Annotated in this window: 5 protein-coding genes and 1 pseudogene; 2 read left to right on the top strand and 4 right to left on the bottom strand. The window is 66.9% G+C overall.

Annotated elements, in window-relative coordinates:
* The first annotated feature begins 35 nt into the window (after nt 1-35).
* Nucleotides 36-890 carry a TetR/AcrR family transcriptional regulator gene (locus tag H4W80_RS40445; RefSeq protein WP_192789887.1) on the top strand — a complete coding sequence of 285 codons (855 nt, stop codon included), beginning with the start codon at nt 36-38 and terminating at the stop codon, nt 888-890.
* On the opposite strand, the gene H4W80_RS40440 is transcribed toward H4W80_RS40445, so the two are convergent.
* Nucleotides 868-2,133: an IS110 family RNA-guided transposase gene (locus tag H4W80_RS40440; RefSeq protein ID WP_192789886.1), complete on the bottom strand. Its 1,266-nt coding sequence runs from the start codon at nt 2,131-2,133 to the stop codon at nt 868-870. The genes H4W80_RS40445 and H4W80_RS40440 overlap by 23 nt on opposite strands.
* 429 nt (nt 2,134-2,562) lie before the next feature.
* Here H4W80_RS40440 and H4W80_RS40435 point away from each other — a divergent pair, with 429 nt between their 5' ends.
* Nucleotides 2,563-2,790 carry a hypothetical protein gene (locus H4W80_RS40435; protein WP_192789885.1) on the top strand — a complete coding sequence of 76 codons (228 nt, stop codon included), beginning with the start codon at nt 2,563-2,565 and terminating at the stop codon, nt 2,788-2,790.
* A 197-nt stretch (nt 2,791-2,987) separates the two neighbouring features.
* Here H4W80_RS40435 and H4W80_RS64755 read toward each other — a convergent pair.
* The 3 genes and pseudogenes from H4W80_RS64755 to rpoB form a co-directional block, all read right to left on the bottom strand.
* Nucleotides 2,988-3,412, bottom strand: a pseudogene (locus H4W80_RS64755) (GNAT family N-acetyltransferase).
* 1,482 nt (nt 3,413-4,894) lie between these two features.
* The gene (locus H4W80_RS40425; RefSeq protein WP_192789884.1) at nt 4,895-8,770 is read right to left on the bottom strand and encodes a DNA-directed RNA polymerase subunit beta'; all 3,876 of its coding nucleotides are present in this window, start codon (nt 8,768-8,770) and stop codon (nt 4,895-4,897) included.
* A 17-nt stretch (nt 8,771-8,787) separates the two neighbouring features.
* Entirely contained in the window at nt 8,788-12,258 is a 3,471-nt protein-coding gene (gene rpoB, locus H4W80_RS40420; RefSeq protein WP_192789883.1) for a DNA-directed RNA polymerase subunit beta, read from the bottom strand.
* Nucleotides 12,259-12,382: the final 124 nt, after the last annotated feature.

The raw sequence follows: 12,382 nt of genomic DNA, 5'->3' as shown, positions 1-12,382 counted from the left end.
ACCACGCCTCGCCCTCGCGCAGCAGCACGTGCGCGATGGGCAGGCCGCGTTCGGCGCTCAGCCGGTCGAGGCGCCCGGCTGCGGCCAGCCCCTCCACGTCGGCCGATCGCGTACGCCGGACCCTGGACGTCACCAGGAGCCTGCTCCTGCGATCCGGCTACAAGCGGACCACGATGGACGAGAGCGCCCGGCGGGCGGACATCGGCAAGGACACTATTTATCTCAGCTGGGACACGAAAGACGATCTCATAAGAACGCTCGTCATTCAGGAAATTATCGGAGTCTGCCAGGGTATTTCGCGGATAACGGTGCTTCATTCTCCCGTCGCGCGACTCTCAGAGCTCTCTCGCGAGCTATTCACCCTCGCGTTCAAGTATCCACTCTTCCGAGCACTCTACACCTATGACAAGGAAACGCTCGGAAGAGCCCGCGACGATCCTCAGCTCGGCTTCCAGTGTTATCGCTTCACCACGTTCACGCCATTTCGCGATTATCTCCGGATGCTCCATGAGAGCCGGACCCGTCCCACGGTTTCGCGCTCGACGCCCTGCTTTCCGGTTTCATCAAACTTCATCTGCACGCCGAGATCGCCCGAGGCGCGACCCGGTCTGGCGGCCCACCCTGACAGCCTGGCCAGCCTCATCAGCAGCTCTTTCGAGTCCGCCGACCAGGTCCCGATCGGAGAACTGACCGACCCCCGTCCGCCGCACCGTCGAGATCTTCCACGGCGCCGCCGCGAAATATCGGGTGAAACTCATTCCCCAGCCCCCGGCCGCCTCCGCCTGGCTCGAAAATCGGTGAGTTCGCGGGCAGGCGGCAGCGAACCTCGACCACGGTCTCGGGTGAGGTCTGTGCGGCGCGGCCTGGTCAGGCGGATGGTTGCAGGGTGACGGTCTTGCCGGTGAGGCGTTCGAGCTGGCGAATGAGATCGCGTTCGCGGCGCTGGGTGGCGATACGGGATTGATAGAAGTCAGGGCCGAGGTCGTGGTAGCGGGCGTCAGGGTCGGACAGCAGATGCCAGACGATCGTCAAAACAGAGTTGCCAAGGGCGACGATCGCCCGTTTTCGACCGCGCCGTCTAGACAGGCGCCGGTAGCGCTCGCCCAAGAAAGTACTGGATCGGGACGTGACCGCGACGATCTCGGCCAGGGTGGCGGCGAGCCAGGGATTGCCCTTGCCGGTGGAGCCGCCTTTCTTCTTGCCGGCGGAGTTGTTGTCGATGGGCGCGAACTTGGCCCAGGACACCAGATGGCCGGCGGTGGGAAAGCGGCTCATATCGATGCCGATTTCGGCGATGAGCTCCTGGGCGGCGATGGCACCGACACCGATGATCTCATCGAGCTGGGCGACCGCAGCGGCGTAAGGAGCGATCTGGTCCTCGATCCGGCGGGAGACGGCCTCGATTCGGGCAGACAGGTCGTCAATGCGGTCGGTCATCATCTGGCAGAGGAAGCCGTGCTCGTCGCTGAAGTGGCCGGTGAGCGCCTCCTGCAGGACCGTGATCTTGGAGCGCGTCGGGCCGCGTGCCATCTGCGCAAGCGTCTTGGGATCGCGCTGGCCATCGATCAGCGCCTGCAACATCTCACGCCCGGAGACGCCGAACACGTCGCTGATCACGCTGGACAGCTTGATCTGCGCATCCTCCAGCAGCTTCTCCACACGCTGCTTCTCGCGGCTGCGTTCGCGGACCAAGCTGCGCCGATAGCGGGTCAGATCGCGCAGCTGCCGGATCGGCTTGGGATGGACCAAGCTGGGCCGGCACATGCCCCGCTCGACCACCTTGGCCAGCCAGACCGCATCCAGTTTGTCGGTCTTCGGGCGGCCGGGCACGTTCTTGACGTGCTTGGCGTTCAGCAGCCAGCAGGTGAAGCCTTCCGCCTCCAGCAGGTAGTAGACCGGCTTCCTGTAGTCCGAGGTGGCCTCCATCGCCACCAAGCTCACGCTCTGGCAGCGCAGCCAATCGGCTAACGCGAGCAGGGAGGCGGTCAACGTGGTGAACTCCCGCACCTCCTGCCGACGCCGTCCGGGCTTGTCCTCGCTCGGGACGCGCACGCACACGACCACGCCGCTCTTGCCAATGTCGATCGCGGCGACCCGCTCCACGAACTCCACCGGCTCGTTCGTCTCCTGCACCTATCTCCCTCGCTCCCGCGTACTAGCTGCCAGAAGCGGTTGCCCGGGGAGCCGGTAGGGGAAGTCAAGAGCCGGGCTCTCGTGCTCGAAGCGACAATCCAGGGCCCCTAAAGGTGGCTCCCGGCGTCAGACTGAAAACCGGCCTCGACCAGGCACCAGGCGGAGACGACGTCGGCGGGCAACCACGCCCGATTTTCCCGCCCGCAGGGCGTGCGCGCAGCCACATCAAAGACTGAGAAGCAAATTGTGAACGAGACCCACGTCCCGCCGGACCCGACAATGACAATGCCCGGTCGACTCCCGGCCGCGTATCAAGGACGGCGGCAAGGCCCTCCTCAAGTGGCTCGGCACGATGCGGGACGAACAACCGGTCTGACGCGACACATTCGGCATCTTCCATGTTTTCCTTCATGCGGCCGTACACCGGGCATGTCGAACGACCCGCAGAAGCACCGAAAACTCCGCAAACTCATCAGCCAGGCGTTCACCTCGAAAATGTCGTCGGACATGGTGCCGCGGATCGCCGAGCTCACCACGGCGCTGCTGGACGAGATCGACGAGGACGAGTTCGACCTGGTCGAGAAGATCGCGCGCCCGCTGCCCGTGATGGTCATCGCCGAGCTGCCCGGCATCCCGATCCACGACCGCGAGCTCTGAACGAGGTCATCCAAGATGAAGATGTGGCGATGTAAGAAGACCCCAGCAGCATGAAACTATCGGGGTATTGCTGTGCAGGTCGGCGGCTTGGGGTCGCCTTGTCGGGATAGGGCGTATGACCTCTCGGGTTCCGGGTCTCCTTTGGCGTGTCCAGAAGTGACGGAAGCGAGTGAGGGGGCCTGAGTGCCCTGCGGCGGTCAGGACTTGTGAACCATGACGATGAGGTCCGCGAGGGTGCCGTCCGCTTCGGTGACCGCCCCGGCAAGGGTTTCGGTGGAGGCGAAACCCTCGGAGCCATAGAGGGCTCGGGCACGGTGATTGTGCGCCTTCACGTCCAGCCAGATCCGATGGGTGCCGTGGTGCTGGTAGGCCCGTGTGAGGGCGGCTCTGAGCAGGTGCGCCCCAGGCGTGCACGGCGCTGAGTCGGAGCGATCGCCACCCGGCGCAGCTCGATGCCGTCGCTGGCGTGCAGGCCCGCGAGCACGGCGAATCCCACGAGGTCTTCGCCGCGCTTGGCCACGATGTGCTCCTGGTGGGGATCGGCCAGAGCGTCAGTGTGCCAGGCGACTCCGATCTCGCCGAGCCAGACCGACGTGTCGGCGTCGGCTTCCCAACTACCCAGACGCCCACGAGACCGGCTTCACCAACACCAACATCGACCTGATCGTCGGCTTCCTGGGGCAGAGCGGCCAGGAGGTCACCGACTCGGTCCGCACGGCCCTGACCCTGCCCATCAACCACTTCTCGATCTACCCCTACCGGGCCGGCCCCGGCACGGTGCCGCGCAAGCAGGTCCACCGAGGCGCCCAGCTGGACCTCAACCTCCAGCTCCAGGCGTACGGCATTGCCAGGGACGCCACCCCGAAGCCCCCTACGACCACCACCGACCACGCACGGACACAACTCACCCCTGGCTGCTACGAGGCGACGCCACGCGGCCCAGCAGGGCTAGACGGGACGTAGGGGGCCGCACAAGCAGGGGCGGTGGCACAGCGGCGGCGCAGTGGGCGGCACGGCGCGCCGAGGGGCGCCAGGGCGGCACGGCGAGTGGTGCCGGGGGCGGCGCACAGCGGCCACCAGGCACCAGGCACCAGGCACCAGGCACCAGGCACCAGGCAGGCTACAGCGCTGCCAGTGCGGCACGAGTCGGCACCACCGCCAAGCAGCGCTGGCGCGGCCAGGCGCGGCATGCGGCCGATGTGGCCTACGCCCCGTATGCGGTGGGAGCGCGACATGCGGCAGGTGCGTGCCATGGCCCGACCTGCGGCGAGTGCACGCCATACGACCGACTGCGGCCGACGTGCGGCCAGCGCGCGACCTGCGCGCGACCTGCGCGGATGCACGGCGTGCGGCGTGCGGCGTGCGGCGTGCGGCGTGCGGCCTGCGGCGTGCGGCCTGCGGCCTGCGGCGTGCGATTGAGGTGCGGCCTGCGGTTGGCGTGCGGAGGGCGCACATATATGCGGCCCGCGCGGCGGGATGCCGACGTGCAGCGGATCTCGGCATGAGGGCCTATGCGCGGCAGTTGCGCGGAGTGTGTGCGACGCGCCCGGCGTTAGGTAGGCGCTCACTGCGCGGCGGCTGCGCACCATGCGGCCCATGCACGGCGGGCCCACGTCATGCCACCAGAGCCCGGTTCTGCGGCGGCTGCGCGCCATGTGGCCCGTGCACGGCGGGCCACGCCATGCCACCAGTGCGCGGCCTGCGGCGGGAGCGCGAAGTGCGGCGGGCGCTCGCCATGCGTCGGTGTGCGGCGGGCACCCGACAGGCGGTGTGCGGCGGTGTACGGTGGGTGCCCGACGTGCGGCGAGTGGGGTGGGAGCCACGGAGCAGGTCAAACGGGCGCCGTTGCGGCGGGCAACCGGTGAAGAGTCAGAGGCCGTCTCCTGGAGGGCCATCAGCCCCGTACGGCGAGTGGCGCCCACCGTGCCCCGCCGTACAAGCTGATCCTCAAGCCACCGCGCCCTGCCGCACCGGATGATCCTGAGCCACCGCACCCCGCCGCACCGAATGAGCCTGAGCCACCGCACCAGCTGATCGTGGAAAGCAGCGCGCCCGGACCCCGAAATCGGGAGCCCGGGCGCGTCACCCAGTGACTAGAAGAACATCACCGGTTGTACTGACCGAAGTCGTACTCCTCCAGCGGAACCGCCTCGCCGCTGCCAGTCCCGAAGGTGTAGTCGGCGGCAGAGCCGTCGTAACCACCCACGGTGTACATGGCCGCCTTGGCCTCCTCGGTCGGCTCCACCCGGATGTTGCGGTACTGCGGCATGCCCGTACCGGCCGGGATGAGCTTACCGATGATGACGTTCTCCTTCAGGCCCAGCAGCGAGTCGGACTTGGCGTGGATCGCCGCGTCCGTCAGCACCCTGGTCGTCTCCTGGAAGGAGGCCGCCGACAGCCACGACTCGGTGGCCAGCGACGCCTTGGTGATGCCCATGAGGACCGGACGGCCGGCGGCCGGCGAGCCGCCCTCCGCCACCGTCTCGCGGTTCATCTGCTCGAAGCGCGGCCGCTCCACGAGCTCGCCGGGCAGCAGGTCGGTGTCACCGGACTCGAGCACGTTCACGCGCTTGAGCATCTGCCGCACGATGATCTCGATGTGCTTGTCGTGGATCGACACACCCTGCGACCGGTAGACCTGCTGGACCTCCGCCACCAGGTGCAGCTGCACGGCCCGCGGGCCGAGGATGCGCAGCACCTCGTTGGGGTTGACCGCACCGGCGACGAGCTGCTGGCCGACCGTGATCCGCTGGCCGTCCTGCACGAGCAGGCGCGAACGCATCGACACCGGGTAGGCGATCTCCTCCGAGCCGTCGTCCGGAGTGATGACGATCTTCCTGGTCTTGTCGGTCTCGTCGATGCGAGCCCGGCCCTCGGCCTCGGAGATCGGGGCGACACCCTTGGGGATGCGCGCCTCGAACAGCTCCGTGACACGGGGCAGACCGTGGGTGATGTCGGCGCCGGCCACACCACCGGTGTGGAACGTACGCATGGTCAGCTGCGTGCCCGGCTCACCGATCGACTGGGCGGCGATGATGCCGACCGCCTCGCCGACGTCCACGAGCTTGCCGGTGGCCAGCGAACGGCCGTAGCAGGTCGCGCAGACACCGATCTTGGCCTCGCAGACGAGCGCGCTGCGGGTGCGAACGGTCTCGATGCCGGCCTGGACCAGCGCGGTGACGTGGTTGTCGTTGATGTCGACACCCGCCGCCGCGATGACCTTGCCGTCGACCTCGACGTCCTCGGCCAGGATGCGGCCGTGCACGTTGGACTCGGCGTTCTCGGCCTTGACCAGGTTGCCCGACGCGTCGCGCTCGCCGACGTGCAGCGGGACGGCGCGGTCGGTGCCGCAGTCGATCTCGCGCACGATGACGTCCTGCGCCACGTCCACCAGACGACGGGTCAGGTAGCCCGAGTCGGCGGTACGCAGGGCGGTGTCGGCCAGACCCTTCCGCTGACCGTGGGTGGAGATGAAGTATTCCAGCACCGACAGGCCCTCGCGGAACGAGGCCTTGATCGGCCGCGGGATCGTCTCACCCTTGGTGTTGGACACCAGGCCGCGGATGCCGGCGATCTGCCGGACCTGCATCTTGTTACCACGGGCACCGGAGTTGACCATCATCCAGACCGGGTTGGTCGCCGGGAAGGCGTTGACCATGTCGGTCTCGACGTCGGCCGTCGCGTGCGTCCAGATCTCGATGAGCTCCTGACGGCGCTCCTCGTCGGTGATCAGACCGCGCTCGTACTCCCGCTGGACCTTGTCGGCCCGGCGCTCGTAGTTTTCCATGATGTCGGTCTTGTTCGGCGGCGCGACGACGTCCTCGATCGAGATCGTGACACCGGAGCGCGTCGCCCAGCGGAAGCCGGCGTCCTTGAGCGCGTCGAGCGAAGCGGCGACCTCGATCTTGGGGTAGGTCTCCGCCAGCTCGTTCACGATCGTGGACAGCTGCTTCTTGCCGACCTGGAAGTCGACGAACGGGTAGCTGTCGGGCAGCGTCAGGTTGAACAGGCACCGGCCGAACGTGGTCTCCAGCCGGATCGGGTCACCCTGCTCCCAGCCCTCGGGCGCAACCCAGTCGCGCGGCGGCAGGATGTCCTTCAACCGGATCTGGATCTTCGCCTGAATCTCCAGCTCGCGGCGGTCGAAGGCCATCTGCGCCTCGGCGATCGAGCCGAACACGCGGCCCTCGCCGATCGCGCCTTCCTTCTGGGTGGTCAGCCAGTAGAGGCCGATGACCATGTCCTGGGTGGGCATCGTCACGGGCTTGCCGTCGGCCGGCTTGAGGATGTTGTTGGTCGAGAGCATCAGGATGCGTGCCTCGGCCTGGGCCTCAGCCGACAGCGGCAGGTGCACGGCCATCTGGTCGCCGTCGAAGTCCGCGTTGAACGCGGTGCAGACGAGCGGGTGGATCTGGATGGCCTTGCCCTCGACCAGCTGCGGCTCGAACGCCTGGATGCCCAGACGGTGGAGCGTCGGAGCGCGGTTGAGCAGCACCGGGTGCTCGGTGATGACCTCTTCGAGCACGTCCCACACCACGGGCCGGGCGCGCTCGACCATGCGCTTGGCCGACTTGATGTTCTGGGCGTGGTTGAGGTCGACCAGCCGCTTCATCACGAACGGCTTGAACAGCTCCAGCGCCATCTGCTTGGGCAGGCCGCACTGGTGCAGCTTGAGCTGCGGGCCGACGACGATGACCGAACGGCCGGAGTAGTCGACTCGCTTGCCCAGCAGGTTTTGCCGGAAACGACCCTGCTTACCCTTGAGCATGTCGCTCAGGGACTTCAGCGGCCTGTTGCCGGGACCGGTGACCGGGCGACCGCGACGGCCGTTGTCGAACAGCGCGTCGACGGCCTCCTGCAGCATCCGCTTCTCGTTGTTCACGATGATCTCGGGCGCGCCGAGGTCGAGAAGCCTCTTGAGGCGGTTGTTGCGGTTGATGACCCGGCGGTAGAGGTCGTTGAGGTCGGAGGTCGCGAACCGGCCACCGTCGAGCTGCACCATCGGGCGCAGGTCCGGCGGGATGACCGGGATGCAGTCGAGCACCATGCCGCGCGGCGAGTTGGTCGTGTTGAGGAACGCCGACACGACCTTGAGCCGCTTGAGGGCACGGGCCTTCTTCTGGCCCTTGCCGCTGCGGATGGTCTCGCGCAGGTTTTCGGCCTCGGCGTCGAGGTCGAAGCTGATCAGGCGGTCCTGGATCGCCTGCGCGCCCATGCCGCCCTTGAAGTAGCGGCCGAAGCGGTCACGCATCTCGCGGTAGAGCAGCTCGTCGCCCTCGAGGTCCTGGACCTTGAGGTTCTTGAAGCGGCTCCAGACCTCCTCGAGCCGGTCCAGCTCGCGCTGGGCCCGGTCGCGGAGCTGACGCATCTCGCGCTCGGCGCCCTCGCGGACCTTGCGGCGCTGGTCGCCCTTGGCACCGGCGGCCTCGAGCTCGGCCAGGTCGGCCTCGAGCTTCTTCTGCCGGGCCTCGACGTCGGCGTCACGGCGCTGCTCGATGTGCTGCCGCTCGACGGAGATCTTCGCCTCCAGCGAGGGCAGGTCACGCTCACGCATCTCGGTGTCGACATGTGTGATCATGTAGGCCGCGAAGTAGATGACCTTCTCCAGGTCCTTCGGGGCCAGGTCGAGCAGGTAGCCGAGGCGCGACGGGACGCCCTTGAAGTACCAGATGTGCGTGACCGGCGCGGCCAGCTCGATGTGGCCCATCCGCTCACGACGCACCTTGGCGCGAGTCACCTCGACGCCACAGCGCTCACAGATGATGCCCTTGAAGCGGACGCGCTTGTACTTGCCGCAGTAGCACTCCCAGTCGCGGGTCGGACCGAAGATCTTCTCGCAGAAGAGCCCGTCCTTTTCCGGCTTGAGGGTGCGGTAGTTGATGGTCTCGGGCTTCTTGACCTCGCCGTGCGACCACTGACGGATGTCGTCGGCCGTCGCGAGGCCGATCCTGAGCTCGTCGAAGAAGTTGACGTCCAGCATTTTGTGCGATCTCCCCCTCAGACTTCTTCCACGCTGCTCGGCTCACGCCGGGACAGATCGATGCCGAGCTCTTCCGCCGCGCGGAAGACGTCCTCGTCGGTGTCACGCATCTCGATGGACATGCCGTCGCTGGAGAGCACCTCGACGTTGAGGCACAGCGACTGCATTTCCTTGATGAGGACCTTGAAGGACTCCGGAATGCCCGGCTCGGGAATGTTCTCGCCCTTGACGATGGCCTCGTAGACCTTCACCCGGCCGAGAACGTCGTCGGACTTGATGGTCAGCAGCTCCTGCAGGGCGTAGGCGGCGCCATACGCCTCCAGCGCCCACACCTCCATCTCACCGAAGCGCTGGCCACCGAACTGCGCCTTACCACCCAGCGGCTGCTGGGTGATCATCGAGTACGGGCCCGTCGAACGCGCGTGAATCTTGTCGTCGACCAGGTGCAGCAGCTTGAGAATGTAGATGTAGCCGACCGAGATCGGATACGGGAACGGCTCACCGGAACGACCGTCGAACAGCTGGGCCTTGCCCGTCGCCTGCACCATCCGGTCACCGTCGCGGTTGGCGATGGTGTTGTCGAGGAGACCGACGATCTCCTCCTCGTGGGCGCCGTCGAAGACCGGCGTGGCCATGTTGGTGCGCGGGGCCACCTTCTCGAAGCCCTTGTCGCGCAGCCGCTCGGCCCAGGCCTCCTCGATGCCGGAGATGTCCCAGCCGCGGGCGGCGATCCACCCCAGATGGGTCTCCAGCACCTGGCCGACGTTCATCCGGCCGGGCACGCCCAGCGGGTTGAGGATGATGTCGACCGGCGTGCCGTCCTCCAGGAACGGCATGTCCTCCACGGGCAGGATCTTGGAGATGACGCCCTTGTTGCCGTGCCGGCCGGCCAGCTTGTCGCCGTCGGTGATCTTACGCTTCTGGGCCACGTAGACGCGGACCAGCTCGTTGACGCCCGGCGGCAGCTCGTCGCCCTCCTCGCGGGAGAACACGCGTACGCCGATGACCTTGCCCTGCTCGCCGTGCGGCACCTTCAGCGAGGTGTCACGCACTTCGCGGGCCTTCTCACCGAAGATCGCGCGCAGCAGCCGCTCCTCCGGCGTCAGCTCGGTCTCTCCCTTGGGCGTGACCTTGCCGACCAGGATGTCACCGGGGACGACCTCGGCGCCGATGCGGATGATGCCGCGCTCGTCGAGGTCGGCCAGGACCTCCTCGGAGACGTTCGGGATGTCCCGGGTGATCTCCTCGGGGCCCAGCTTGGTGTCGCGGGCGTCGACCTCGTGCTCCTCGATGTGGATCGAGGACAGCACGTCGTCCTGCACCAGTCGCTGGGACAGGATGATCGCGTCTTCGTAGTTGTGGCCCTCCCACGGCATGAACGCCACCAGGAGGTTCTTGCCCAGCGCCATCTCGCCCTTGTCGGTGCAGGGGCCGTCGGCGATGACCTGGTTGACCTCCACCCGGTCGCCCTCGGCGACGATGGGCTTCTGGTTGAACGAGGTGCCCTGGTTGGAGCGCTTGAACTTGGCGACACGGTAGGTGGTGCGCGTGCCGTCGTCGTTCATGACGGTGACGTAGTCGGCGGAGACCTCCTCGACCACACCGGCCTTCTCGGCGCTGATGACGTCGCCGGCGTCGGTCGCGGCACGGTATTCCATGCCGGTGCCGACCAGCGGCGCCTCGCTCTTCAGCAGCGGCACGGACTGCCTCTGCATGTTGGAGCCCATGAGCGCGCGGTTGGCGTCGTCGTGCTCGAGGAAGGGGATCATCGCGGTGGCGACCGACACCATCTGGCGCGGCGACACGTCGATGTAGTCGACCTCCTCGGCCCGCATGAGCTCGGTCTCGCCGCCCTTGGTGCGGACCAGGACGCGGGGCTCGGCGAACGAACCGTCCGCGTTGAGCACCGTGTTGGCCTGCGCCTTGACGTAGCGGTCTTCCTCGTCGGCGGTGAGGTAGTCGATCTGGTCGGTCACCTTGCCGTCGACGACCTTGCGGTAAGGCGTCTCGACGAACCCGAAGGCGTTGATCCGGCCGTAGGAGGCCAGCGAGCCGATGAGGCCGATGTTGGGGCCTTCAGGGGTCTCGATGGGGCACATCCGGCCGTAGTGGGACGGGTGCACGTCACGGACCTCGAAGCCGGCCCGCTCACGGGACAGACCACCGGGACCCAGCGCGGACAGACGCCGCTTGTGCGTCAGGCCGGCCAGCGGGTTGGTCTGGTCCATGAACTGCGACAGCTGCGAGGTGCCGAAGAACTCCTTGATCGACGCCACGACCGGGCGGATGTTGATCAGGGTCTGCGGCGTGATCGCCTCGACGTCCTGCGTGGTCATGCGCTCGCGCACGACGCGCTCCATGCGGGCCAGGCCCAGGCGGACCTGGTTCTGGATGAGCTCGCCGACACTGCGCAGACGACGGTTGCCGAAGTGGTCGATGTCGTCGACCTCGACGATGATCTCGCGGTCGTTGGCGCCCGGCATCGACTCCTCGCCCGCGTGCAGGCGGACGATGTACTCGATCGTGGCGACGATGTCGTCCTCGGTCAGGGTGCCCTGCGAGATCTCCGAGTCAACACCCAGCTTCTTGTTGATCTTGTAACGACCGACCTTGGCCAGGTCGTACCGCTTGGGGTTGAAGTAGAGGTTCTCCAGCAGGGTCTGCGCCGACTCCTTGGTCGGCGGCTCGCCCGGCCGCAGCTTGCGGTAGATGTCCAGCAGCGCGTCATCCTGGCCGGCCGTGTGGTCCTTCTCCAGGGTGGCCCGCATCGACTCGTACTGGCCGAACTTCTCGAGGATCTGCTCGCTGGTCCAGCCCAGCGCCTTGAGCAGCACCGTGACGGCCTGCTTGCGCTTGCGGTCGATGCGCACACCGACGCTGTCGCGCTTGTCGATCTCGAACTCCAGCCAGGCACCCCGCGACGGGATGACCTTGCAGCCGAACAGGTCCTTGTCGGACGTCTTGTCGACATTGCGTTCGAAGTAGACACCGGGCGAACGGACCAGCTGCGAGACCACGACCCGCTCGGTGCCGTTGATGATGAACGTGCCCTTCGGCGTCATGAGCGGGAAATCGCCCATGAACACCGTCTGGCTCTTGATCTCACCGGTGGTGTTATTGATGAACTCCGCCGTCACGAACATCGGGGCGGAGAAGGTCATGTCCTTGTCTTTGCACTCATCTACTGAGTACTTCGGCGGCTCGAATCGGTGGTCGCGGAACGACAAGGACATGGTCCCCGAGAAGTCCTCGATCGGACTGATCTCTTCGAAGATCTCTTCGAGGCCCGACTGAGTCGGGACGTCCTTGCGCCCGGCCTGGCGAGCCGCCTCTACCCGGGCCTTCCACTTCTCGTTTCCGAGCAACCAGTCGAACGACTCTGTCTGCAGAGCGAGAAGGTCAGGAACTTCGAGGGGCTCCTGGATGCGCGCGAATGACACGCGACGGGGACCAGCGGGTACGGCGGAGGCGTTGCGCGAGGCTGCCAACAGATGTCCTTCCGAGGGCTCGCGGCGGACTGACTACACGCACGCCAGACAACCTCGCAACGTGAGCAAGCGGAGCGGGTCGTCAAAGGGCAGCGCAAAGGGGCAGTGTAGCCGAACGGCACAC

Source organism: Nonomuraea angiospora, assembly GCF_014873145.1.
GTDB classification, from domain to species: domain Bacteria; phylum Actinomycetota; class Actinomycetes; order Streptosporangiales; family Streptosporangiaceae; genus Nonomuraea; species Nonomuraea angiospora.
The sequence above is the reverse complement of the archived record's forward strand: the minus strand, read 5'-3'. Positions and strand labels throughout refer to the sequence as shown.

Bases quoted from the DNA above. Each gene is read 5' to 3' on its own strand.
- H4W80_RS40445 (WP_192789887.1), top strand. From the start codon at position 36: ATGGGCAGGCCGCGTTCGGCGCTCAGCCGGTCGAGGCGCCCGGCTGCG.
- H4W80_RS40435 (WP_192789885.1), top strand. From the start codon at position 2,563: ATGTCGAACGACCCGCAGAAGCACCGAAAACTCCGCAAACTCATCAGC.
- H4W80_RS40425 (WP_192789884.1), bottom strand. From the start codon at position 8,770: ATGCTGGACGTCAACTTCTTCGACGAGCTCAGGATCGGCCTCGCGACG.